The sequence below is a fragment of the Actinocorallia sp. API 0066 genome, from assembly GCF_020991275.1.
Taxonomy (GTDB): Bacteria; Actinomycetota; Actinomycetes; order Streptosporangiales; family Streptosporangiaceae; genus Actinocorallia.
The window spans coordinates 143,078-167,644 of sequence record NZ_JAJLQY010000013.1 but is presented as its reverse complement, the minus strand read 5'-3'; the positions used below and the strand labels follow the sequence as shown (position 1 = coordinate 167,644).

Annotated in this window: 20 protein-coding genes; 9 read left to right on the top strand and 11 right to left on the bottom strand. The window is 71.0% G+C overall.

What is annotated here, in order from left to right; translation table 11 throughout:
• The first annotated feature begins 10 nt into the window (after window positions 1-10).
• The 4 genes from LO762_RS28265 (at window position 11) to LO762_RS28250 (ending at window position 4,045) form a co-directional block, all read left to right on the top strand.
• Window positions 11-1,552, top strand: a complete 1,542-nt coding sequence (locus tag LO762_RS28265; protein ID WP_230619172.1) for a class I adenylate-forming enzyme family protein — start codon at window positions 11-13, stop codon at window positions 1,550-1,552.
• A gap of 22 nt (window positions 1,553-1,574) precedes the next feature.
• Entirely contained in the window at window positions 1,575-2,363 is a 789-nt protein-coding gene (locus LO762_RS28260; protein WP_230619171.1) for a crotonase/enoyl-CoA hydratase family protein, read from the top strand.
• Window positions 2,364-2,367: 4 nt separating this feature from the next.
• The gene (locus LO762_RS28255) at window positions 2,368-3,291 is read left to right on the top strand and encodes an SDR family NAD(P)-dependent oxidoreductase (RefSeq protein ID WP_230619170.1); all 924 of its coding nucleotides are present in this window, start codon (window positions 2,368-2,370) and stop codon (window positions 3,289-3,291) included.
• A gap of 124 nt (window positions 3,292-3,415) precedes the next feature.
• Entirely contained in the window at window positions 3,416-4,045 is a 630-nt protein-coding gene (locus LO762_RS28250) for a TetR/AcrR family transcriptional regulator (protein WP_230619169.1), read from the top strand.
• A gap of 60 nt (window positions 4,046-4,105) precedes the next feature.
• On the opposite strand, the gene LO762_RS28245 is transcribed toward LO762_RS28250, so the two are convergent.
• Both LO762_RS28245 and LO762_RS28240 read right to left on the bottom strand, forming a co-directional pair.
• Window positions 4,106-4,723, bottom strand: a complete 618-nt coding sequence (locus LO762_RS28245; protein ID WP_230619168.1) for a TetR/AcrR family transcriptional regulator — start codon at window positions 4,721-4,723, stop codon at window positions 4,106-4,108.
• Window positions 4,724-4,750: 27 nt separating this feature from the next.
• A complete protein-coding gene (locus LO762_RS28240; RefSeq protein ID WP_230619167.1) occupies window positions 4,751-5,374 on the bottom strand; it encodes a TetR/AcrR family transcriptional regulator in 624 nt (207 codons plus the stop codon).
• A 131-nt stretch (window positions 5,375-5,505) separates the two neighbouring features.
• Between LO762_RS28240 and LO762_RS28235 the strand changes: the two genes are divergently transcribed.
• Together LO762_RS28235 and LO762_RS28230 are read left to right on the top strand one after the other, a co-directional pair.
• Window positions 5,506-8,340 carry an amino acid permease gene (locus LO762_RS28235; RefSeq protein WP_230619166.1) on the top strand — a complete coding sequence of 945 codons (2,835 nt, stop codon included), beginning with the start codon at window positions 5,506-5,508 and terminating at the stop codon, window positions 8,338-8,340.
• A gap of 26 nt (window positions 8,341-8,366) precedes the next feature.
• On the top strand, window positions 8,367-9,356 hold the full coding sequence (locus tag LO762_RS28230) for an NAD-dependent epimerase/dehydratase family protein (RefSeq protein ID WP_230619165.1): 990 nt from the start codon (window positions 8,367-8,369) through the stop codon (window positions 9,354-9,356).
• Between the two features lie 73 nt (window positions 9,357-9,429).
• On the opposite strand, the gene LO762_RS28225 is transcribed toward LO762_RS28230, so the two are convergent.
• Window positions 9,430-10,752, bottom strand: a complete 1,323-nt coding sequence (locus tag LO762_RS28225; RefSeq protein WP_230619164.1) for an oxygenase MpaB family protein — start codon at window positions 10,750-10,752, stop codon at window positions 9,430-9,432.
• A 219-nt stretch (window positions 10,753-10,971) separates the two neighbouring features.
• Between LO762_RS28225 and LO762_RS28220 the strand changes: the two genes are divergently transcribed.
• Window positions 10,972-11,862: a LysR family transcriptional regulator gene (locus tag LO762_RS28220; protein ID WP_230619163.1), complete on the top strand. Its 891-nt coding sequence runs from the start codon at window positions 10,972-10,974 to the stop codon at window positions 11,860-11,862.
• On the opposite strand, the gene LO762_RS28215 is transcribed toward LO762_RS28220, so the two are convergent.
• From LO762_RS28215 to LO762_RS28195, 5 genes are read right to left on the bottom strand one after another with little or no spacing between them, the layout of a single operon-like run.
• The gene (locus tag LO762_RS28215; RefSeq protein WP_230619162.1) at window positions 11,855-12,652 is read right to left on the bottom strand and encodes a carbohydrate ABC transporter permease; all 798 of its coding nucleotides are present in this window, start codon (window positions 12,650-12,652) and stop codon (window positions 11,855-11,857) included. The genes LO762_RS28220 and LO762_RS28215 overlap by 8 nt on opposite strands.
• Complete coding sequence (locus LO762_RS33750; RefSeq protein ID WP_230619161.1) at window positions 12,649-13,593, bottom strand: carbohydrate ABC transporter permease; 945 nt, start codon at window positions 13,591-13,593, stop codon at window positions 12,649-12,651. The genes LO762_RS28215 and LO762_RS33750 overlap by 4 nt, the downstream gene beginning before the upstream one ends.
• Entirely contained in the window at window positions 13,590-14,414 is an 825-nt protein-coding gene (locus LO762_RS28205; RefSeq protein ID WP_230619160.1) for a metallophosphoesterase, read from the bottom strand. The genes LO762_RS33750 and LO762_RS28205 overlap by 4 nt, the downstream gene beginning before the upstream one ends.
• Complete coding sequence (locus tag LO762_RS28200) at window positions 14,411-15,769, bottom strand: ABC transporter substrate-binding protein (protein WP_230619159.1); 1,359 nt, start codon at window positions 15,767-15,769, stop codon at window positions 14,411-14,413. The genes LO762_RS28205 and LO762_RS28200 overlap by 4 nt, the downstream gene beginning before the upstream one ends.
• 2 nt (window positions 15,770-15,771) lie before the next feature.
• Window positions 15,772-16,872 carry an ABC transporter ATP-binding protein gene (locus LO762_RS28195; RefSeq protein WP_230619158.1) on the bottom strand — a complete coding sequence of 367 codons (1,101 nt, stop codon included), beginning with the start codon at window positions 16,870-16,872 and terminating at the stop codon, window positions 15,772-15,774.
• 318 nt (window positions 16,873-17,190) lie between these two features.
• Here LO762_RS28195 and LO762_RS28190 point away from each other — a divergent pair, with 318 nt between their 5' ends.
• Window positions 17,191-19,275 (top strand): tetratricopeptide repeat protein, encoded by a 2,085-nt coding sequence (locus LO762_RS28190; protein WP_230619157.1) that lies wholly within the window; start codon window positions 17,191-17,193, stop codon window positions 19,273-19,275.
• Window positions 19,276-19,384: 109 nt separating this feature from the next.
• Here the strand turns inward: LO762_RS28190 and LO762_RS28185 are convergent, their stop codons facing one another.
• Window positions 19,385-20,863: a hypothetical protein gene (locus tag LO762_RS28185; RefSeq protein ID WP_230619156.1), complete on the bottom strand. Its 1,479-nt coding sequence runs from the start codon at window positions 20,861-20,863 to the stop codon at window positions 19,385-19,387.
• A 468-nt stretch (window positions 20,864-21,331) separates the two neighbouring features.
• Here LO762_RS28185 and LO762_RS28180 point away from each other — a divergent pair, with 468 nt between their 5' ends.
• Window positions 21,332-21,631 (top strand): hypothetical protein, encoded by a 300-nt coding sequence (locus LO762_RS28180; protein ID WP_230619155.1) that lies wholly within the window; start codon window positions 21,332-21,334, stop codon window positions 21,629-21,631.
• 15 nt (window positions 21,632-21,646) lie between these two features.
• On the opposite strand, the gene atzF is transcribed toward LO762_RS28180, so the two are convergent.
• Together atzF and LO762_RS28170 are read right to left on the bottom strand one after the other, a co-directional pair.
• Window positions 21,647-23,326 (bottom strand): allophanate hydrolase, encoded by a 1,680-nt coding sequence (atzF, locus tag LO762_RS28175; protein ID WP_230619154.1) that lies wholly within the window; start codon window positions 23,324-23,326, stop codon window positions 21,647-21,649.
• A gap of 77 nt (window positions 23,327-23,403) precedes the next feature.
• A complete protein-coding gene (locus tag LO762_RS28170) occupies window positions 23,404-24,555 on the bottom strand; it encodes a BMP family ABC transporter substrate-binding protein (RefSeq protein ID WP_230619153.1) in 1,152 nt (383 codons plus the stop codon).
• Between the last annotated feature and the right edge of the window lie 12 nt (window positions 24,556-24,567).

Sequence of the window (24,567 nt, the reverse complement as noted above, 5' to 3'; positions counted from 1 at the left end):
AGGAGGCTCGGTGAAGGAACCCGAACACGGCACCCCGGAGCACTGGGCACGGCTTCGGCCGGACGCCCCGGCCGTGGTCCACGGCGCCGAGGTGATGACGTACGGGCAGTGGAACGACCGGGCCGACGCCGTGGCCGAGGGGCTCGCCGCGCTCGGCCTAGGCCCCGGCGACCGGCTCGGCATGCGCTTCCACCTGGGCCTTGAGTGGTTCGTCGTGCAGCGGGCGCTGCAGAAGCTCCGCGTCGCCCAGGTCGCGGTGAACTGGAAGCTCACCCCCGACGAGGCCGCCTACATCATCACCGACAGCGACGCGAAGGGGCTCGCCTGCAACGACGCCGACGCCTCCGGATGGGCGGCGCACGATGTCGGGATCCTCCTGACCGTCGGGCAACCGCCCGGAAGCCCCGGCGTCCGCTACGAGGACCTGGTGACGACCCCCGTCGTCACCCCGCGCTTCGGCCCGCTTCGGCCCGCCCTGGTGATGTACACCTCCGGCACGACAGGCGCGCCGCGCGGCGTCCCGCCCACCGACCCGAGGACGGTCTCCGACCCCGACCGGCTGATGCGTTACGCCATGTCCACGGCGAAGGTCCCGCCCTACCCGGAGCGCTCCGCGACGCTGCTGACCCTGCCCGTGCACCACGGCGCGGGCCCGGCCTCCGCCGTCCGGACGTGCGCGGGCGGCGGGACGGTCGTGGTGCTCTCCCGGTTCGACCCCGAGGAGGCGCTCCGGCTGATCGAGAGGCACCGGATCCGCACGTGGACGGCGGTGCCAACGATGCTGCTACGCATCCAGAACCTCCCGGAGCAGACGTTCGCCCGGTACGACGTGTCGTCGCTGACGGCGCTCACCACCGGCGCCGCGCCCGTCCCGCAGTCGCTCAAGGAATGGGTGATCGACCGGTTCGGCGACGGCGTCCTCTGGGAGGCGTACGGGGCGAGCGAGGCCGGGATGATCTCGTACACGCCGCCCGAGTACCAGTTGACGAAGCCCGGCACCAGCGGCATCCCCTACGACGGTGTCGAGATCGCCATCGTGGACGACGACTGGAACCGGCTCCCGCCCGGTCTCACCGGCGAGATCGCGGTCAACACACCGATCGTCCTCACCCGCTACCTGGGCCGCGACGAGCTCGGCGCGGACACCGTCAAGGACGGGTTCTACCGGACGGGCGACGTCGGGCACCTGGACGAGGACGGGTTCCTGTTCATCACCGACCGGATCAAGGACATGATCGTCGCGGGCGGCGTCAACATCTATCCGGCGGAGATAGAGAAGGTCCTGATCCGGCATCCGGCCGTCGCCGACGTCGCGGTGGTCGGCATCCCGCACGACGACTTCGGCGAGCAGCCCCTGGCGTTCGTCGTCACCGCGCCGGGCGCGACGGTGACCGAGGACGAGCTGGTGCGCTTCCTCGACGGCCGCCTCGCCTCGTACAAGCGGCCGCGCGTGTTCACGTTCGTGGACGAACTGCCGGTCAACCCGATGGGGAAGGTCCTGAAGAACGTGCTGCGCGCCCCCTACTGGAAGGGCCGCCGTCGCCATGTCTGAACGCCAGCCAACGGAGGCCACAGTGTCAGCGCAGGAATCCGCGGAAGAGCGGACGATCATCACCGAACGGCACGGCGACCACCTGCTGGTCATCCGGATGAACCGGCCGCACCGGCGCAACGCGTTCGACGGCGCCACCGCCCGTGCGTTGGAGGCGGTGATCGACGCCTACGAGGAGGACGACACGCTGCGCTGCGCGGTGCTGACCGGCTCCGACATCGTGTTCTCCGCCGGACAGGACCTCATCGCGGCGGCGCACAGGGACCTGGGGGCCACCAGGCGGCGCGGCGGGTTCGGGATCATGGCGCTGCCGCCGACCAAGCCGATCATCGCGGCGGTCGAGGGGCACGCGCTCGCGGGCGGGCTCGAACTCTGCCTGGCGTGCGACCTGATCGTCGCGTCGCGGACGGCCACGATGGGCATCCCCGAGGCCGCCAGGTCGCTCGTCGCGGTCGGCGGCGGACTGTTCCGGCTGCCCCGCCGGATTCCCTACCACATCGCCATGGAACTGGCGATCACCGGCAAGGCGTGGCCCGCGACGCGGTTCGCCGAACTCGGCCTCGTCAACAGGCTGACCGAGCCGGGGGAGGCGCTGGCGGGCGCGCTGGAACTCGCGCGCGAGGTGCTCGCCGCGGCGCCGCTCGCGGTGCGGGCGAGCAAGCAGATCGTCCAGCGGTCCTACGCCTGGGACGAGTCGGACGCCTGGACCGTCCAGTTCGACTACGCGCGCCCCGCGCTGGACTCCGAGGACATGCGAGAGGGCCTGGCCGCCTTCGCCGAGAAGCGGCAGCCCGTCTGGAAGGGACGCTGAACCGATGCTGATCGAACCCACACTCCGCTCCGACCTGCTGGCCGGACGCGTCGCCGTCGTCACCGGGGGCGCCCGGGGGATCGGCGGCGCGACCGCCACGACGCTCGCCGCCAACGGCGCCCACGTCGTCGTCGCGGAGGTCGACAAGGCGAAGGCCGCCGAGGCCGTCCAGGCGCTCAACGAGGAGTACGGGCCGGACACGGCGTCGGCTTACGTCGCCGACCTTGTGTCGCCGCACGCGTGCGACGGGCTCGTCGAGTTCGCCGTGGACACCTGCGGCGGCCTGGACATCGTCGTCAACAACGCGGGCTACGCCTGGGACGGCCGGGTGCACAACATGAGCGACGAGCAGTTCCAGGCGATGCTCGACATCCACCTGATCGTCCCGTTCCGGCTGGCCAGGGCGTGCGCGCCGGTCTTCCGTGAGGCGGCCCGCAGGGACGCCGAGGCCGGGACAGTCCGGCACCGCAAGACCGTCATGGTGTCGTCCATGGCGGGCCTGTGGGGGCTGGACGGCGCGGCGAACTACGCGTCGGCCAAGGCGGGCGTGCTCGGACTCATGCGCACGCTCGCCCAGGAATGGGGCAGATACCGCGTCAACGTCAACGCCGTCGCCTTCGGGATCATCCAGACGCGCTTCGGCCTGCCGCAGTCCGACCACGAGGTCATCCGGACGGGCGGCCGCACCATCCACGTCGGCATGCCCGCCAAGCAGGCGGCAAGGCTGGGCGTGAAAGCCGACCCCACCCGGGTGGTGCCCGAGGCGGAGATGTACGAGCCCAAGGACTTCCCCGGCATCCGCCTGGGCCGGACCGGCACCATCCGCGAGGCCGCCGACGCCATCTTCTGGCTCTGCTCGCCCCTGTCGGACTACACCACCGGCCAGGTCATCCCCGTCAACGGCGGCGCCCCCGGCGGCATGAGCTGACCCCCGGCTGACCGGCTGGTCCACCGGCGGCGCCCGAGGATCTTCCCGGGCGTCGCCGAGGATCTTGCTCCCCGTGCGCGGCTCTGGACGCTGCGATGACGTCACCCGGCATACGTTGGTGGACATGGTGGATCCGGATCAGGGCGCGCCGCCTGCCGAGGACAGGCTGTACCGGTCCGCGCTCACCGTCTTCGCCGGGCTCGGCTACGACAACGCCACCGTGGAGATGATCGCCGACACGGCCGGTGTGGACCGGTCGGCGGTGCGCGACAGGGGCGGGAAAGAGGCGCTCTACCGGGAGGTGCTCACCACCTTCAGCGCCGCGCAGGAGGCGATGCTCGACCGGGCCGCCGCCGAGTTCACGCGTGACCGGGAGGGTGTGCGCCGGTTCCTCGACACCTGTATCGCGTTCCATCTCGACCACGCCCAGGAGATGTCGGTGTGGCAGCACCGCCGGCTTCGGGACGCCGCCGACATGGGGGACATCGAGTCGCTCTACCAGAGCCCGGTCGTCCGGCGCATCTGCGAGATCGCGGAGTACGACGTCCGGCGGAACCCCGGCTTCGAAGCTTTCGCGAACTTCCTGTCCTGGGCCGTCCGCGGCTTCCTGTTCGGCGGCGTCACCACGGTCGAGGGGGAGACCCTCGACCCGGAGAGCCCGGCGGGCCGCAGGCTCTTCCACGACCAGCTCCGCTGGTTCTGGGACGTCGCCATCGACGCCGGCGTCTTCGACCCCGACCCGGCACCCGACTGACCACTCAGCACGCCTGGATCATCGACGGGGCCGGGGACGATCCGTCCGGCGGCCGTGCCGTCAGTGGTGCGCGGCCGGGGTGACGATCGTGGCGCGGACCATGGCCTTGGCGGTTTCGGTGGCCTTGCCGAGATCGACGTTCTCCGGGTCGATCTGGTATTGGAGTGCGACACCGCGCAGGATGCCGGTGATCAGGACGGAGAGCGCGTCGACGTCCACGGTGAGGGCCGCCGAGGACTCCGCGACGGCCTTGGTGAGGAGTTCGGCGACGAACTTCCGGGTGATGTCGTTGGTCGTGGAGACCGTCGGGCGGAGGCCGGGGGTCGAGGTCAGGCTCTCCACCATGATGGTGACCATCGCGGTGAACGTCGGGTCCGCGTGCCGGACCCCGTCGAAGTAGAGCTCAAAAAGACGGTCGATCCGGTCCAGGCCACGGGCGCCACTCTCGGTGATCAGCTCTCCCGCCGTTTCCCGGATCTTTGTCACCACGGCGCGCATGCACGCTTCCTTGGACCCGAAATGGTGGCTGACCAGGCCGCGGCTGAGCCCCGCCGCCTTGCCGATCTCCGCGAGTGAGGTCCTGGCGTACCCGTGCGTGCCGAGGAGCTGAATGGCGGCCCGCAGGAGGCGATCCTGGGATTCGGCACGCCGTTCCGCCTGGGTGCGTCGCTCCTTCACCGAGACATGCTATCGGCCCCGCGAGGGTCAGCTCGGGCTCTCGGGGACGGCCTTGGCGAGGAGGAAGCTGAGGAGTTCGAAGATCTGGTCCGGTTCGGTGCCCTCGGGGTCGGCGAGCCAGGCGAGGGCGGCTCCGTCGAAGACGACGGCGATGAGCTGGGCGAGCGCGTCGAGCCCGCCGGGCACGTCGGCGCCGCTCTCCTCCGCCCAGGGCCGGATCGCCTCCTTCGCGACGCCTCGGTAGGCCGCGTACTGCCTGGCGGCCAGCGTCTCCATGCCCTTGGTGCGCAGCGCGACGGTGGTGAGCTCGTACAGGGACAACTGGTGGCTGGGATCGTCGTCGGCGACGACCCGCCAGGCGGCCCGGAACGCCTCGCGCGGCGTCCTGGTCCGCGCGGGGTTCTCGCCCGTCGGCACGAGGGTGGCGAGGTGGAGGTCCTCGACGGCGGCTTCGACGACCGCCGCGAGCAGGTCGTCCTTACCGGCGAACCAGTAGTGCACGGTGCCCAGCGGCAGGCCGGCCTCGGCCGCGATCCGCCTGGTGGTGGCCGCCGCGACGCCTTCGCGGGCGATGACCCGGGACGCCGCGGTGACCAGTTCGCGGCGGCGGCTCTCGTCGCCCTTTCGGCGGATCCCACGTGTCTCCGTCATGCACGTCACGTTACCAGAAAGTTCTGGTCATTTGATTTGGTCACTTGACCAGTACGACCGACCAGGACTAACGTCCGGGCCGAGCCACGGCCTTTCCCCCGACGCCGTGCGGAGGCATACGGAGGTCCCCCATGTCCCTGTCCCCATCCGAACAGGCGGATCCGTCCGCCCGGAAACGAACGCTCACCACCGGCGGCGTCGTGTTCCTCGTCGTCGCGGCGGCGGCCCCGCTGGCCGCGCTGATGGGCACCGTGCCGCTCGCGCTGATCCGCGGCGAGGGAATCGCGCTCCCCGCCGCCTACGCGATGGCCGGACTGACCCTGCTGTGCTTCTGCACGGGCTACGCGGCGATGACACGGCGCGTCGCCAACGAGGGCGCCATGTACCTGCTGGTCGCGCGCGCGCTCGGCAAACCGATGGGCGCGGCCTCGGCTTACGTGGCCGCGCTCGGCTACCTGGCCACGTCGATCGGCCTCCCCGCGTCGTTCGGCTACTTCACCTCACTGGTGCTCGAAGCCTCGGGCGTCACGGCCCCGTGGTGGCTCTGTACCGCCGTCGCGCTGGCGGTCGTCGGGGTGCTCGGCTACCGGAACGTCGACCTCTCGGCGCGGATCCTCGGCGTGCTGATGGTGCTGGAGTTCGCCGTCCTCCTCGTGCTCGACGTGCTCGTGGTCGGCGACCGCGGCACCGCAGCCTTCCCGCTCGTCGCCTTCAGCCCGCAGGAACTGCTGGCGGGCTCCCTCGGGATCTCCGCGATGCTCGCCTTCACCGGATTCATCGGGTTCGAGTCGGCCGCGCTGTACGGCGAGGAGACCAGGAACCCGGGACGGAGCATCCCGCGCGCCCTGTTCACCTCGGTGACGATCATCGCGGTGTTCTACGTCCTCACCTCGCTCATCCTCATCGGCGGCGCGGGCGGCGCGCAGGCGCCCGAGATGGCGCGCGCCGAATCCGGCGAACTCGTCCTCACGCTCGCCCTGAACCACGGGGGCACCGCGCTCTACAACGGCTTCGCGGTCCTGCTCTGCACCAGCCTGCTGGCGTCGCACCTCGCGCTGCACAACGCGGCGTCCCGGTACCTGTTCGCGATCGGCCGTGACGGGTTCCTGCCGCGCGTGCTCGGCCAGTACCACCCGCGCCACCTGTCCCCGCACGTCGGCAGCGTCGCCGTCACCGCGCTGAGCGTGCTGGTGGTCGGCGCGCTCGGGTTCGCCGGGGCCGACCCCTACCTGACGATCGCCGCCGGGCTGATCGGCCTCGGCACCCTCGGGATCGTCTCGGTGCAGGCGGTGACGGCACTGTCGGTCCTCGCGTTCTTCCGGAACCGCGCCGACCGCGGCTGGTTCTCCGGCATCGTCGCGCCCGCCCTCGCGTTCGCCGGGCTCGCCTGCGGCTTCGTCCTGGCGACGGCCAACTACGCGACGCTGACCGGCAGCGACAACAAGATCGTGAACCTCGTGCCGGTGCTGCTGATCGTGGTGGCAGCGGTGGGCGTCGGCGTCGCCCTCCGACTCCGCGGCAGGAAGCCCGCGGTGTACGCGGCGTTCGCGGCGAGCGAGCTGCGTAAGCGCGGCGCCGACGCGGTGGCGCGGCCGAAGGTGGAGTACACGCGTAAGTACGTGATCGTGGGTGGTGGCCCGACGGGGATGATCATGGCGCGGGCGCTGGTGAAGGAGGGTGTGCCGTTCGACTGGTTCGAGCGGCACAGTGACTTCGGCGGCATCTGGGACATGGACAACCCGGGGACGCCGATGTACGAGTCGGCCCACTTCATCAGCTCGAAGTACACGAGTGGGTTCTACGGCCAGCCGATGCCGACGGAGTTCCCGGACTATCCGTCGTGGAAGCAGATCCGGGACTACATCCGCCGGTTCGGTCGTGACTGGGGCCTGTACGACAGGGTCACGTTCAACACCGAGGTCGAGCACGCGGAGCCGCTGCCGGGCGACCGGTGGCGGGTGCGGCTGTCGGACGGCAGGGTGCTGGAGTACGACGGGCTCATCGCCGTTCCGGGCGTGACCTGGCACCCGAACGCGCCGAAGTTCACCGGCATGGAGTTCTTCCGTGGCGAGATCCGGCATTCGGTGACGTTCCGCAGCGGTCAGGAGTTCCTGGACAAGCGGGTCCTGATCGTGGGCGCCGGGAACTCGGGCGTGGACATCGCGAGCGACGCGGCACGCCACGCCGACCAGGCGTTCTTCTCGGTGCGTCGCGGCTACCGGTACTTCCCCAAGCACCTGGGCGGCCTGCCCACCGACGCCGTCGTCAACGGGATCATCGAGCCGCCCAAGGGGCTCGCGGTGTCCTCGGACATCAACGAGATGATCGACGCTCTCGTCGGCGACCTGACCCGGCTGGGTCTGCCCGCGCCCGACCACGACGCGTTGAGCAGCCACCCGATCATGAACACGCAGGTGCTGCACCACCTGGCGCACGGCGACCTGATCGCCAAATCCGACATCGACCACTTCACCGCCGACGGTGTGGTGTTCAAGGACGGCACGTACGAGGAACTCGACCTTGTGCTCCTGTGTACCGGTTACGAGTACAAGATCCCGTTCCTTGACCCCGGGTTGTTCTCGTGGAAGGCGGGGCACCCGCAGCTGTACCTGAACGTCTTCAACCGCTCCCACGACAGCCTGTACGTGCTGGGGTTCATCGAGTTCGCGGACGCCGCCTACAAGCGGTTCGACGAGATGGCCCAGCTCATCGTCATGGACATCCGGGCGCGCGAGACCGGCGAGCACCGGGCCGAGTTGCGTGAGCGCAAGGCCAACGACTTCCCCGAACTGCGCGGCGGCATCGCCTACATCGACAGCCCCCGGCACGCCAACTACGTCGAATCCCACACCTACCAGGCGTATCTGGCGGAGTTGCGGGACAGGTTCGGTTGGCCCGACCCCGACCACGACTACTACGACGACATCCGTCCCGTCCGCGTCGCCGTCACGTCCGTCCGCGCCTGACGTCCCCCTACCCCCGGAGATCATCCATGCGTTGCCTCGTCACCGGAGCCACCGGCTTCGTCGGCAGCAACCTCGTCCGCAGCCTGCTCGCCGCCGGGCACGAAGTGCTCGCCACCGGCGCGCCAGGCTCCACCACCCGGTACCTCGACGGCCTCGACCTCGAAGTCCGGCTCGTCGACCTGCTCGACCCCGACCAGCTCCCCTCCCTGGTGAAAGGCCGCGACTGGGTGTTCCACGTCGCGGGCGACACCTCGACCTGGAACCGGCTGGCCGGGCGACGCCGGAGGGTCAACGTCGACGCCGCCGCGCTCCTCGCCGACGCGTCCGTCACGGCGGGCGTCAGCCGGTTCGTGCACACCGGCACCGTCGACGTGCACGGCTACAACAGGGACGGCGGCCCGCTGCCCGAACGCGCGGGGGAGCGGAGCCTGTGCGGGATCGGCTACGACTACGCCGACACCAAGGCCGAGGGTGAGGCCGCCGTCCGGGCCCGGATCGCGGACGGCCTGGACGTCGTCGTGGTCTACCCCGGCTTCATGATCGGGCCGTACGACCACACCCTCCAACTCGGCCGGATCATCCGGCAGATGCAGGCGGGCGAGACGGTCTTCGCGCCGCCGGGCACCGCGTCCTTCTGCGACGTCCGTGAGGTCGCCGAGGGCATGGTGACGGCCGCCCTACGCGGTAGGACGGGGCACGGCTACAACCTCACCGGCCACAACCGCTCCTACCACGACGTGTTCACCCGGATCGCGGAGATCGTCGGGGCGCGGAAACGTCCGATCCGGCTCCCGGCGCCGGTGCTGCGCGGGTACGGCGCGCTCGCCGAGCTGGCGTCGCGCGTCACCAACAAGCCCCCGGAGATGGACTCGGGGCTGGCCAAGTACCTGTCCGCTCCGCAGTCCTCCGACTGGAGCAAGGCGCGCGACGAGCTGGGCTACCGGCCGGGCGACGTCGACCGGGCCATCCGTGACGCCGCCGCCTGGTACAACACGCACATGCCGACCGGGCGCTGACGCCGCACGCGGAACCGCCGCGCGGCCCCCCGAGGGCGGCGCGGCGGTCGTGTGCGCGCGGGTGGTCGACCGGTCAGCCGGTCGGCCTGGACGTCCGGGAGGCGCCGCCGTCGGTGGTGTACTCGGGGCTGCCGTAGGTCGCGAGGCGCTTCTTGAGGACGCGTGTCGTGCGGGCGTCGACCCTGGCGCGCAGCGAGGGCCGTCGGCTCGCGAGGCTGACGGCGATGAAGCGGCCGAGGATGAACGGCGCCGTCAGGCCGACCCGGACCACGTCGGCGGGGCCCAGCCTGACGCTCATGGCCGCCGCGGCCTTCCGGTCGCCGCCGCAGAACGCCAGGAAGAAGACCCTGCCCCACGAGCGTTCGACGCTCTCGGCGACACGATCGAACAGGGAGTTACCAGGCCGGAGACGGGCGGACATGGTGGAGCGGACGAGTTCGCCGCAGGTGGCGTCGTCGAACCCGTCGCGTAGCAGCGCGGCGCGCCCGTGGAACACCTCGATGACGCCTTCGGCGGTGGTCGGCAGCAGCTCCTCGGGCAGGCCGAGGAGGAAGCAGCGGTAGCGGCTCAGCTCCAGGACGGCCCGGTCGCGCGGCCGGAAGCCGCGGCCGCGGCGCTGGGCGAGCATCGCGAGCAGGTAGACGCCGATGAGCCCGGCGGGCATCTGGTCGACCTGCGGGACCGGCACGCCGTACACCGTCGAGTCCCACTGTTCGGAGCGGCGCAGGGCGTTGTAGCGCACCATCGAGTGCATCAGCCGGACCATGGCCGCCGCCTCGAATCCGGGGCCGTTCCGGGCCAGCGCCCCCGGCAGCGTCGTCGCGGCGAAGAAGCTCGCCGTCTCGTTGACCCGCCGTTCGGCCCGCCGTCCCGACAGCGCCCCGGTGAGCGTCATCGGCAGCGCCGCGTAGGTGTTGAGGAACGTCGCGAGGAACGCGCCGCGCATGAGGAACGGCGCGAGGTAGGCCTCGCTGGCGCGCAGGTACCGCGCGCCCTCCTCGACCAGCCCCATGTCCACCCAGCTCGGGGTGTCCTCCATCGCGGCGATGAACGCGCGCAGTTCGGGCGGTGCGTCGGCGACGGCGTCGACGCCCTCCCGGCACGCCTGGCGCAGCATGCCGACCAGGCCCCGGACGCCGTACTTCTCGACCAGCGCCGCGTAGGGGTCGGCGACGATGTCGCCGAGCATGGTCGTGGTCCGGATCAGCTCGACGACCCTGTCGTCGGCGAGCAGCGGACCGCGTTCGGCCACCCACTCGGGCAGCGCCGACCTGTCGGCCGGGTCGGTGGTGAACCGGTAGGGGGCCGTCGTGAAGTCGATCCCGCCGTAGAGGTCGGGGTACAGCTCGGGCTGGCGGCGGACCCGCTCCGCGAGCCCGGGGTAGTGCAGCGCCATAGGAGAACCTCGCTTTCCACGTGCCGTCGTGCCCGCGCGATCCCCTGTCCGCCCGGCCGGTGGGGTGTTGGACGGCATGTCAGTAAAAGTACTGACTTACTGAACGGATAGCAAGTATATGGGGGTCCGGCACGGCGGCGCTCTCGGCGGCGGGGAATGGTTGTTCCGGGGTCGGGTGCTTGACCTGGGGTGTTCACCGGGCGGGGCTAGGGTCCGGGGGTGGAACTGCGGCATGTGCGGGCGTTTCTGGTGCTCGCTGAGGAGTTGCATTTTGGGCGGGCGGCGGCGCGGCTGCACATCGCGCAGCCGTCGCTCAGCCAGCAGATCCGGCGGCTGGAGCGGGACGTCGGGGTGGAGCTGGTGCGGCGGACGTCGCACGAGGTGGGGTTGACGGCGGCCGGGGCGGTGTTCCGGGACGAGGCCGTCGAGATCGTCCGGCGGGTCGAGCGGGCCGAGGAGGCGGCGCGGGCCGTCGCGGAGGGGCGGCGCGGGCTGGTGCGGGTCGGCTACAACCTGCCGGCGGGCAAGCGGGTCCTGCCCGGCACGCTCGGGCGGCTGGCCGAGCGCTGCCCGGGGATCGAGGTGGAGATGCGCGAGCTGCGGACGGGCCCGCAGCTCGCCGCCCTGCAGGAGGGACGTCTTGACGTCGCGCTCGTCTACGGCAGGCCCGCGTCGCGTGAGCTGCGGAGCAGGCTGCTGCTGCGCGTCCCGCTGGTCGCGGTGGTCGGGGTCGGGCACCGGTGGGCGCGCCTGGAAGGTGTGCCGTTCCGGGAGCTGAAGGAGGAGCGGTGTGTGCTGTTCCGGCGCGCCCAGTCGTCGGCGATGTACGACGCGATCATGGGCGCGGCCCGGGACGCCGGGATCGAGCTGAGCGTCGTCGAGGTGGTGGACGACCCGGGCGCCACCGCGATCATCACCGAGGTGCGGCCGGTCGTCGGGTTCGCCTCCGCGCTGCGCGGACGGGCCGAGCGCACGGTGCCGGTCCGGCTGTACGACCCGGTGCCGATCCTCGACGTGTGCGCGGTCTGGCGGGCCGACCCCGGGCCGCTCGTCACGGCCTTCCTCGGCTGCCTGCCCGCCGCCGCGACGGTGTCGGGGGCCGCTACTTGAGCCCGGACCTGACGAACGCGTTCACGATCTGCCGCTGCAACACCAGGTAGAGCAGCAGGACGGGCAGGCTGGCCAGCCCGGCCGTCGCCATCAGCGGCCCCCAGTCGTTGCCCTCGGTGCCCATGAAGCTCCGGATGCCGAGCTGGATGACGGCGTTCGACCGCTGGAGCACGAGCGCGGGCCAGAAGTACTCGTTCCAGGCGTTGATGAACAGCAGGATGCCGAGAGCCGCGAGCACCGGACGCAGCACGGGGACGACGACCGTCCACAGGATCGTCCAGGACGAGCGCCCGTCCATCCGGGCCGCCTCCAGCAGCTCCTTCGGGAAGTTCAGCAGGTGCTCCCGCAGCAGCAGCACGCCCAGCGCGGAGCAGAGCGTCGGCACGACGACCCCGGCGAGGGTCTCCAGCAGGCCGAGCCGGGCCAGCAGCGTGTAGTTGGGGAGCATCGTCACCTGGAACGGCACGAGCCACGTCCCGACGAACAGCAGGTGCGCGACCCGGTGTCCACGGAACCGCCACGCCGCCATCGCGTAGGAGGCGAACAGCGCGATGAGGAGCTGGCCGACCGCGCTGGCCGCCGCGATGACCGTCGTGTTGAGGAGCATGCCGGTGATGTCGGTCTTGGCGAACGCGTCCGTGTAGTTCGCCAGCGACAGCGGCCAGGGCAGCGGCGACTGGTCGTGCACGTCGCCGGGCCGCCGCAGCGACGCCGCGTACAGCCAGTAGATGGGCAGCACACACGCCAGCCCCAGCGCGCCGAGGACGACGTGCCCCGCGATCCGTCTCACGGCCCCTCCTCGCGGACGGCGGCCCGGTCGGCGAGCCGGGCCAGCGGGACGGCGACCAGCATGAACCCGGCGAAGAACAGCACACCGGCCGCGGCGGCGAGTCCCGCGTCGTTGCTGCGGAACCCGTACTCCCACAGCAGGTAGTAGACGGTCGTGCTGGACCCGGCCGGGCCGCCCTGGGTGAGGGTGTCGATCAGGGGGAACGTCCACTGCGCGCCAAGCAGGACCGTCATGAGGACGAGGAACCAGAGTGTCGGCGAGAGCAGCGGAAGGGTGATCCACCGGGTGATCTGACTGGACGTCGCGCCGTCTACTCGGGCTGCGGCGGTGTACTCGGGGTCGATCCCGGCCAGGCCCGCCGCCACGACGAGCACAGCGAACCCGGCGAGGTGCCAGCCCGTGATCAGGACGATCGCCCACAGCGCGGTGCCCGTGCCGTTCAGCCAGTTGACGTCGGTGCCGAGCACGGTGTTGACGAGGCCCGCGTCCGGGTCGAGCAGGAACATCCACACCGTCGCGCCCGCCACGGGGGCGACGAGCATGGGCGCGAAGACAAGGCCACGGTGCACGGTGCCGCGTCCCCTGGTGAGCAGGCCGACGCCCAGCGGGATCAGCAGGGTGAACGGCAGCAGCCCGGCGATCACCTGGAAGGTGCGGACGGTTGACGAGCCCAGCGCGGACGTCGTCAGGAGCCGCTCGTAGTTGTCCGTGCCCACCTGCGTCATCGGGGTGGACGGCACGAGGTTCCACGAGTGGAAGGACAGGAAGAACGTCTGCGCGAGCGGCCAGTACGTCCACACGACGAGGAGGACGAGGCCGGGGGCGAGGTACAGGTACGGCGGAGCCGCGCGGGCCAGCCTGACGACGGCGCGGGGCCGCGCCGCCGCCTCCGCCCGGCGGGGCGGGAGCGACGGCACGGCCTCGACGAAGGTTCCGATCACCGGAGCAGCCCTTCGAGGAACCGCATACGGTCCGCCTCGGCGACGTCGTAGACGGTGTCCGCGACGGGGGAGAGGGGCACGGCCGTGACGACGATCTGGTCGCCGAACACGTCGATGCGGCTGAACGCCGTGTGCGCGTCGGCCTTGAGGCGTCCCCTTGGCGGTACCGGGGCGACGGCGTAGGCGAGGGCCGGGCCTATCCAGACGGGGACGTCAGCGAGGGCGCCGCATCCGGCGTGGTGCGCGTGGCCGGTCACGACGAGGCGGACGTCGGTGCCCTCGATGGCGTCACGGAGCCTTTCGGGGGCGCGCAGACGCAGCAGGTTCACCGACGGCACCGGCGACGGGACGGGCGGGTGGTGGAAGACCAGGACCGTCCCGCGCGGCGCCGGTTCGGCCAGCACCGCGCGCAGGCGGGCCAACTGGTCGTCGGCCAGGTGGCCGTCGTGCTCGCCCGGCTCGGTCGTGTCGAGCACGGCGACGCGGACGCCGTCGAACTCCCGGACCGTGTCGTACGGCCGGTCGGAGGGCGGCTCGTCCAGCAGCTCCGGGTAGAACGCGAGCCGCCGGTCGTGGTTGCCCATCACGTAGACGGGCTCCGCGCCTATCCGTCGCGCCACCGGTTCGACGAGCTGGCGCAGCAGCCGGTAGGAGGTGGTGTCGCCGTCGGCGGTGAGGTCGCCGGTGAGGAGCAGGGCGGCCGTGGGGACCCCTGAGCCTTCGATCATGGCGAGGGCGGTGCGTAGGGTGTCCGCGCCCTCTCCGGCGGGGCCGATGTGCGTGTCGGTGAGCTGGAAGAACGTCAGGTCGGGGCGGGTCACGAGCCGCCCTCCGCCATCAGGCCGCCCAGCTCGTTCTGCTTCGCCGTCAGGGTCGCGACCGGGTCGGCGCCCTGGAAGACGGAGTTCTCGACGGCGCTCATCATCTCGTCGCGGATCAGGAGGTAGTTCTTGCCCGGCATGGACGTCCACGGCTCCATCCGGGTGAGCTGCTCCAGGTTCGGGCGAATCAGGGGGTTCTGCTCCGCCCAGTCCTTGAGCCCCGCCGGGTCGTCGATGAGGCCGGTGCGCAGCGGCAGGTAGCCGATCTTGGTGGAGATCGTCTTGTAGGAGTCCTCGCTGGTCATGAACTTGATCAGCTCCCAGGCGGCGCGGCGCTTGGCGGGGTCGGACGCGAAGACGAACAGGGCGGCGCCGGAGTTGGTCGGCCGCACCGGCTTGCCGTCAAAACCGGGCATCGCGGCGGCGCCCAGCGTCCACTTGTCCGCTGCGGCCTTCAGGAACGAGCCCTGCGCGGCGCTCGATTCCAGGATCATGCCGAGGTCGCCGCGCGAGAACGCCTCAAGCGCCTGGGCCTGCGTGCGGTTCGGCATCGCCCCGGCGCCGACGAGGTCGCGCATCGTGCTGACGACCTCCGTCACGGCGGGTTCCGCGAACGTCAGGCGGGTGCGGTCCTCCGAGATGACACGCCCGCCGTTGGAGAGGGTGAGCGCCTGGAAGCACCAGTCCTTGGCGGCCTTGGTGAGGCAGTCGACGTAGACGCCCTCCTTGCCTGTGGCCTTGATCTTCTGGGCCGCCGTCTTCACCTCGGACCAGGTCGTCGGGGGCTTCGCCGGGTCGAGTCCGGCTTTTTTGAACAGTTCGGTGTTGAAGTAGAGAACCGGGGTGGAAAGGACGAACGGGATGCCGTACGTCTTGCCGTCCCAGTCGCCCAGGGTGCGCGCGGTGGCGGCGTAGGGGTGCCGGGTGCCTTCGAAGTTCTTGGTGACCTCGTCCTTACCGACCATGTCGTCCAGCGGGACGGCCTTCAGTTGGTTGACGGTGAAATCGAGGTCGCTGAACCCGAGCTGGACGACGTCGGGGGGATGCCCGGCGGCCATCTGGGTCTGGAGGCTGGAGATCGTGTCGGTGGCGGGGTTCGCGCTGTTGCCCTGCGGCTTCTGCGCGGTGACCTCGATGTTCGGGTGCGCCGTCCGGAAGGCGGCCACGACCTCGTTGAACGTGTCCGTCCAGGGCCCGGCCTGCCCGAAGTTGTAGCTTTCGAGGACGATCGACACCTTCTGGTCGGGCTTGAGCTCGGGCACGCGCTCTACCGGGTCCGGTGCGGCGCCGGAAGAGCCCAGGCCACAGGCGGCCGTCGCGGCGAGCAGCACGGCCATGGGCAGGAAACGTCTCATGATCACTCCTTGGGTGCGGTGGTGGCGGCGGGCTGCCAGGTGAGCCTGCGCCCGCTGACGGGGTCAAAAAGATGCAGATGGGCGGGGGCGGCGGTGAGGCCGATCCGGTCGCCGGGACGGGCGCCGAGCGGCCGTGGCCCGCGCACCGCGACCTGCGACGACCCGACCAGGCAGTGCGCGACCTCCTCGCCGCCCAGGTTCTCCACCGCCGTGACGACGCCGCGCAGCCCGGCGCCGTCCTCGGGGACGATCGAGAGGCGCTCGGGGCGCACGCCCAGGGTGACCGGGCGTTCCGGGAACGCGGCCTCGTCAGGCAGGCCGAGGGGGAGGTCGATGCCGGGGCCGTGCGCCCTGCCGTCGCGGGTGACGGCGGCGTCCACGAGGTTCATGGCGGGGGAGCCCAGGAAGCGCGCGGCGAACACGGTGGCGGGCGCGTCGTAGACCTCGCCGGGCGGGCCCGCCTGCTCGACCCGTCCCTCGTTCAGGAGCACGATCCTCGACGCCATCGTCATCGCCTCGACCTGGTCGTGGGTGACGTAGACGACCGTGGCGTTCAGCCTGCGGTGCAGCTCGACCAGCTCGGCCCGGGTGGTGGCGCGTAGGGCGGCGTCGAGATTGGACAGCGGCTCGTCCATGAGGAACGCGCCTGGATCGCGGACCAGCGCGCGGCCCAACGCGACCCGCTGGCGCTGCCCACCGGACAGTTGGCGCGGCTTGCGGTCCAGGAGATCGGTGAGGCCGAGCAGCGCGGCCACCTCGCCCACCTTGGCCGTTATCTCCGGTTTGGAGCGCCGCCGCGCGCGCAGCGGGAAGCCGATGTTCCGTGACACCGACAGGTGCGGGTAGAGCGCGTAGCTCTGGAAGACCATCGCCAGGTTCCGGTGCTGCGGCGGCAGTGCGGTGATGTCCGCGCCGTCCAGCAGGATCCGGCCCGCCGACGGCTCCAGCAGGCCCGCGATCATGCGCAGCAGGGTGGACTTGCCGCAGCCACTCGGCCCCAGCAACACCAGGAACTCGCCGTCCGCGACGTCGAGCCAGACGTCGTCCACGGCGACGGCGGCCCCGAATCGCCGCCCCAGCCCTTCAAGCCGAATCGTGCTCATGCGCCGCAGTAGAGCGGCGTCGCCTGACGGCGCAGTGAACGCGACTTGTCCAACGGACATGCCCTGTCCGCCCGCGACCCGTGCCTACCAGGCAAAACGCCTGTCAGTCCGCAAGCGTGGCGATAGCCATTCAAAATCACCCGATAGGTCAGTGCGGCCTGCGGCCGGTCGGCGAACGGCTCGTTGGTGGAGTTTGGCGGCCATGTCTTCGGGGCAGGGAGCGGGACAGTTCGGCGGTGTGGGAATTGTGGAATGGGCGGTTATGGTCGGGTTTTTGGTTGTTCAGGTGATTGGCGGTGGCGGGGATCGTGGGTCAAGATGGCTGATGTGAGCGCCAACTCCTATGACGGTTCGGCCGGTACGGTGCTTCAGGTCGGCACGCTCAACGGGACCGTCGAGCTGGGGCAGCGGGCGCGGACGGTCCGGATCGTGCCGACGGTCACGTCGGTCTACCGCGACAGGGTTCCCGAGTTCGGCACGCTCAGCGCGTGGGCGGAGCAGGCGCTGGACGGCGGCTCGCAGATCGTGAACATCGTCGGCGCCGCCGGGGTGGGGAAGACGACGCTGGCGCTGACCTGGATCAACGCCCATCGTGAGCGGTTCGGGCACGCCCAGATAGCGATGGAATGCGGCGGAACGCGCGGGCAGGGCCGCAGTATCGAGGAGGTGTGCGACAGTTTTTTCGTTCTGAAGAAGGTGTCGCACGGGGCCACGACGGTCGCGGCGAAGGTCGATCTGATGCGGTCGCTGATCGAGGGGGAGCCGGTCGCGCTGCTGCTGGACGATGTGCGGTCGGCGGCCCAGGTGCTGCCGTTCCTGTCGAATCTGCCGGGTGTGCTGGTTTTTGTCACGAGTCGTACGCCGGTGCCGGGGCTCGCACAGTACCGGCCCCGGCGGCTTGTTCTGGATCCGTTGCCGTCCGACGCCGTCCGTGAGCTCTTTGAGGACATCGTCGGGGTCGAGCGGACATCGGCGGAACCCGAGGCGCTCGACCGGCTCGTTGAGACGTGTGCCGGTCTGCCGCTTCTGGCGAGTCATGCGGCCGGGTTGCTGCACGATGACGAGGAACTGCGGCTGGCGGATCTCGCGGACCGGATGGCCGAGCAGGGGCGCCTCGCCGCGCTTGAGGCCGCCTACCAGGACGTCGCCAGGCCGTCGGCGGTGTTCGAGGTCGTCTACCGGGAGTTCAGCCCGGCGGCCGCGCGGATGTACCGGGCGCTCGGGCTCCATCCCGTCCGCGACTTCGACGACGGGCTTGTGGCGGCGCTGGTCTTCGACGAACCGGACGGCACGGCCGGATTCGACCAGTTGGTCCGGCGGGGAGTCGTCCGCAAGGACCGGCGGGGCCGGTACGTCATGGACGACCTCACCCACGAACACGCAGGGCTGGCCGCCGCCCGGGAGCTGGATCCGGACGCGCGGCGGTCGGTGCGCGGGCGCGTCGGCGAGTACTACCTGAGGGCGGCGGTCGCGGGGGACACCGCGCGGCGCTGGAAGCTGGGCCCGCTCTACGCCGAGGAGGCGCCGTTCCCGCTGCCCGAGGCGATCCGGAACCGGGACTCCGACCGGAGGGGCGTCCTCTCCTGGTTCGCGGAGAACATGCCCGCGATCATCGCCTGCGCGGAACAGGCGGGACGCGTCTGGGAGGGCGCCGTCCCCGGCTACGGATGGCAGATCGCCGAGGCCACCAACGCCTACTTCACCGCCGTCGGGCACAACGACGAGCGCACGACGCTCCTGGGCCTCGCCGAGCGGGACGCCGACGCCTGCGCCGACCCCGACGCCCTGGCGCGCGTCCAGGCCCAGTGGGGCGAGACGCTGCTGGGCCAGGGGAAGCTGGACGAGGCGGCGGAGCGGTTCCAGCGCTCGCTCCGCGCCGCCGAGGCAGGCACGGAAACGCGCGGCCGCGCCGCCGCGCTGGAGTGGCTGGGCATCACCGAACGCCGTCGCGGTAACGCGGGCGCGGCCCTCGACTACTTCGACCGGGCGCTCCCGCACCTCGACCCGAACCGCCCCCGCAGCCGGGCGCTCCTGCACCTGCACCGCGCCGACGCCCAGGCCGTCCTGGGCGACGTCGAGGCGGCCCTGGAAAGCTACCGGGCGTCCGCCGAGGTGTTCCGCCACCTGGCCGCCCACGGCGAACGCGACACGGCGAACGAGGGCAAGGTCCTGGTGGGCCAGGCCGAACTTCTTACTTCCACCGACCCCGACCAGGCCCGCGCCCTCTACGAACAGGCGCTCCCCCTCTTCACCGCCGACGCCCGCCCCTACCAGGAAGCCAAGACCTGGGAGGCCCTGGGCGACCTCAACAGCGACCCCACCGCCTGGCGGAAAGCCCTCACCCTGTACGAAGACCTCGCCCTACCGGACGCCGCCCACCGCGTCCGCCAGAAACTGCCCTGAAGCTCGTCGGGACGTCAGGCCACCGCGTCCGCCAGAAACTGCGCTGAAGGTCGTCGGGACGTCAGGCCACCGCGTCCGCTAGAAGCTGCGCTGAAGGGTCGTCGGGACGTCAGGCGGGGGTTGTGGTGAAGGGGGCGGTGACGGTCTGGTCCGGGCCCAGGTGGAGGGTGAGGGGGCTCAGCGCGGCGAGGTCGCGGGTGCCGGAGACGTGGCGTTCGGCCAGGACGGCGAGGGCGAGGTCGGCGGTTCGGGGATCGGTGACGGAGAGGTGGGTGAGGGTGCCGTCGCGGGTGCGGAGTCGGGCGTGGGGGCCGTCCTGGACGAGGGTGAGGGTGAGGCCGGGGCGGTGCGCGAAGACGGCGTCCGACCAGCTCGGTTCGTCCGAGGGCAGGGCGTCGCGGGTCGTCCAGATGACGTCGGCCGTTCCGGCGAGGCGGTGGTCGAGTTCGTCGTCGGCGACGATGAGCACGCCGGGGCCTGAGCCCGGGACGGCGGCGGGGTACCGCTCGACCTCGAACTCCCGTGGGCCCGTCTGGCGGACGTTCGTCCAGAGGGACGCGGGGGCGGCGCCGTCCACGACGGGCGTCTCGACGGCGAGGGCGGGCGGTTCGGCGGCGGGCGGCGGCTCGTCCATCATGGCGTAGAGGCGCTCGCGGATCAGGTGCAGCGAGCGTCCGGGCGCGGAACTGACCAAGGCCGCCGCGACCGCCTCGGTGCGCTCGCGGGCTCGCGTGGCCCGGCGCAACTGCGGTTCCAGGGGGCCGTGCGGATCGAGCGGCGGCGCCGCGTCGAACAGCCTGCCGATGCCGGACCGTGGATCGACCATCGCCGTCCCGGACCGCTCCAGCAGGATCGGCCGCCCGACGGCGGCGGCGTAGACGCTGACCGAGCCGTGGTCGGACAGCACCCAGTCGGCGGCGATGACGGCGGCCCGCCAGCCCTCCTCGGGCGGCAGCAGGATCAGCCCCGCGCGGCGCGCCTCCGCGAGCCACGCGCGGATCTGGAAAGCGCTGTGCGACGCCCAGATGTTCGGATGCAGCACGAGCGCGACCCGGTACCTGTCGAACGGCAGCTCGGCGAGCAGCCGCGAGGTGAGCAGCGGATCAATGCCGAAAAGCGAATCCTCCCGCCACGTCGAGGCGACGGTGATGAGCCGCTGGCCGGGCCGCAGCCCAAAAGCACGCCGATAGTGCAGCCGCCGGGGAAGGCTCGCGAGCATCCGGTCATAACACGGATCACCCGCGACGAACGCCAACGGGACGGCCTCCGGACACCCTTCGGCGAGCCTGTCGAGCTGCTCCTCGTGCGAAAGCCCGATCGCGGCGGGCACCAGCCTGCCCTCGTGCTTGAGCGTCTCCTCCGACAGCCCAAAGACCGATCCGCCGATCCGCCGATCCGCCGATCCGCCGATCCGCCGATCCGCCGATCCGCCGATCCGCCGATCCGCCGATCCGCCGATCCAGCGTTTATTATATCCATTCCCATGCGGAATTCGCAATATCGGGCAGTTGACCTCATGAAGATTGTCACCGAGGCTGGCGGTGATGGCGACATGGAACTCCAACGCCATCGCCTGTTCCCAGCTCAATTGATGAATCCCATGACCCCGGATAAAAAGCTCGACCCTCCCAGGAAACACGGAATCACTGGTCTGCGCACAGAACACCTGAATCCGCGAATCCTGAAAAATAGGCACCAGATCACCGATACGCGCCGCCGCGACGGCACTGTGCAGCACAAGCAGCACCCGCCGCTCCGCCCTGACGGTACGCCACCCCGGAAGCACCGCACTCACCCGCCGAACCCCCGGGGAAACCTCCGCGTCCGTCATAACCAAACCAGCATAGTTGCCCGAATCGGGAACTTCATCCCCGGTCGCCCCACACGCCGTCCACCCGGCCCGCCGCGCGCGCCCGACCCCCTCCCCGTGCGATAGTCCGAAGTGCGGGCGGGCCCGTCGGGCGCTGTGCCGGGCCCGATGGCAGGCCCGGCCGGGCGACCGCCGACCTCCGCCCCCCGTGCTGTTCCCGTCGTTCTCCGACCAGAGGGGTTGTGGATGGAATCCGCGCCGGTCGAGTTGTCTCTCGCGGCGATCCGGAGCGCGCTGGATCAGTTGTCGCGCCATCTTGAATCGTGTGGTGAGGGTGCCACGATCAGAATTGACAATGACGCTTTCTGGGCGATCTCGGGGACGGGGGCGGATCTCTACGAGCCGCCGCCTGAGCCTACGATCGGCCTCGTTTCCGAGTCTTGGGAGAATCTCCAGTCGATGATCAGCGGTGACGCGGTGATCGGATACGGATTTGTCTGGCTTGCGGATGTGCTGCGGGCCATCGGCAGGGAGTTTCCGGCGTGATGAGGCTTGGATGAGCTAGGGGGTGGTGGTGGTGAGGTGGGTGCGCCAGCTCCCGGTGGGGGAGATGTCGGGGGCGGTGGTGGTGGCGTGGGGTTCGCAGAGGAAGCCGGTGGGGGTGGTGCCGTCGGTGAGGAGGAGGCGGCCGAGGGTCATGGGGGAGGGGAGGGCGGCCAGGAAGTGGCCGAGGGCGGCGGGGGGGAGGAGCCAGAGTTCGCCTTCGATGGAGTGGCCTCCGGCTTCCACGCGGACGAGGCCGGGCTTGGGGGGGTCGGTGGGGAGGGCGTACATGCGGTAGTGCGGGGCGGTGTGGACGGGGCCGACGAGACGGGCGCCGTGCTCGGTGAGCTGGTGGTTGAGGGGGCCGCCTGACAGGTGGGCGCCCACGACGACCAGGGGGAGGGCGGGGGCGGCGGGCGGGATCTGCGGTGAGGGGGCCAGGAGGCGGGCTATGTCGGCGGCCACATGGTCGGCGAAGGCGCGGGCGATGACCGTCACCCCAAAAGCGCCCTCGCCGGAGGGGACGGCCAGGGCGCAGAGGTCCAGGAGGTTGACGAAGTTGGTGTAGCGGCCCAGGCGTGTGTTGACGGCAAGGGGGTCGGCGGCGACCTCGGCGATCGTGGGGTGTTCCGGGGCGGTCGGGAGGAGGAGGGCGTCCAGGCCCGTCAAAGCGGCCAGGGCGCGGGCGCGGAGGTGGTCGAGGCGTTCGACGTCGCGGGCCAGGGCGTGCGCGCGCAGGCCGGAGGCGGGGCTGATGATGGCGCGGACGGACGGGTCGGTGTCCAACGGGTGGGCGTCGATGAAGGCGCCCACGGCGGCGTACCTTTCGGCGGTGAAAGCCCCGCCGTACAGGAGTTCCGCCGCTTCGAGGAATGGGCTGACGTCGACGGGCACCAGCACGGCACCCGCGTCGGACAGCCGGTCGAGCGTCCGAGCGAACGCGTCGGCCCACGCGGGCGTCAGGCCGGGAAGCGGAGCGTCCGGCACCGCCACGCGCGGGACGGGCGGCGCGGCGAGCGGCGCGTCGGCGGGCCAGCCGCGCGAACGAGGGCAGCCGGGCCCGACCATCAGGTGGACGGCCTCCTGTGCTTCGGCGACGGTCCGCGCGAACACCGTCACACAGTCCAGCGACCGAACCGCCGGAACAACCCCGACATTCGGGATGAGGCCGATCGTCGGTTTGATCCCGACGATCCCCTGGAACGCGGCGGGCACCCGGCCGGAGCCCGCGGTGTCCGTCCCCAGCGCCAGGTCCACGATGCCGAGCGCGACGGCGACGGCCGAACCCGAGCTGGAGCCGCCGGAGACGAGCGCGGGGTCGTGCGCGCACCGCACCGCGCCGTACGGGCTGCGGGTGCCGACGAGCCCGGTGGCGAACTGGTCCATGTTGGTCTTGCCGAGCACCACGGCCCCGGCGGCCTGGAGCCGGGCGACGGCGGGCGCGGACACGTCGGGCGTGTAGGCGTAGGCGGGGCAGGCGGCTGTGGTGGGCAGCCCTGCGACGTCGATGTTGTCCTTGACGGCGAGGAGCGTGCCGGCGAGGGGCAGGTCCGCGCCGTCGGCCGTCCGCGCGTCGATCCGGACCGCCTCGGCGTGGACGTCGGCCTCGGGGCGCAGCGTGATCCAGACCTCGGGCCGGTCGGTCTCGGCGATCCTGGCGTAAGCCTGACGGACGCGCGCCACCGTGGATGTCGGCACAGAACCTCCCAAAATAACGAACGACGGAAACAACCCGGAAGCGCCGACAGGGCAGCGCTTCCGGGCAGAAAAACGGATTACTTGGGCAGCTTGCCCACCACTCCCGAGACGAAGTAGTCGATCTTCTCGATCTCCGCGTAATCGGGCACGGTGCCCTCGGGGATGCGCACCTTGCCGTCCTGGTCGGTGAGCGGTCCGGCGAACGGCGAGCCCTGCTCGGTGCCGAGCAGCGTGCGGGCCGTGGCGATCGCGTCCTTGGTCGGCTGCGCGACGGACGGCCCGAACGCGGACTGGACGAACGGGTTCTCGCCGGTCTTGAAGCCGACCCGGTAGTTCGCGTTGTACTTGCTTCCGGTGAATCCGCCGTCGATGGCCGTCTTCACGATGTCCACGTAGAGCTTGTCCCAGTCCCACTCGGAGCCGGTCAGCCAGCCCTTGGGCGCGAGCGACGAGGCGTCGGCGTGGTACCCGACGGTGTACTTCCCGGCCGCCTCGGTGGCCTTGATGATCGTCGCGGTGCAGTCCTGGTGCTGGGTGATGACGTCGACGTCCTGCTTGATGAGGTTCGCGGCGGCTTCGGCCTGCTTGGCCGGGTCGCACCAGGAAGAGGTGTTGACGACGTAGGTCTTGGCCTTCGGGTTGACCGATGCCGCGCCGAGCTGGAAGGCGTTGATGTTGCTGATCGTCTGGTTGATCGGGAACGCGTAGACGTAGCCGAGCTTGTCGCTCTTGGTGGCCTTGCCCGCCGCGATTCCGGCCAGGTAGACGGGCTCGTAGACCGTCCCGAAGTAGGTGCCCGCGTTGGCGGGAACCGTCCCGGTGATGAGGTTGCCCTGCTGGACGACGGCGACGTCGGGGTGTTCGGCCGCGACCTTCAGTGCGGCGTCGAGGTGGCCGTAGCTCGTCGCGAAGATCACCTTCGCGCCCTTGGCGATCATGCTGTTCATGATCCGTGCCGCGTTGTCGTCCTCGGGGACGTTCTCGGCGGTGAGCACCTCAAGGTCGGGGTAGGCGGAGGCGACGGCCTGGCTGCCCTCGTAAGCGGCCTGGTTGTACCCGTAGTCGTCCTTGGGTCCGACGAAGATGAAGCCGACAGCCTCGGCGCCCTTGCCCGGGGCGCCGGAGCCGGTGGCGTCGCCGGAGCCCGCGGTGTTGGCCGAGCACGCGGCCACCAGCGCCGCGACGGCGACGAACACCGCGATTCTCGGCATGCGGAACACAACTGACATGGGACACATTTC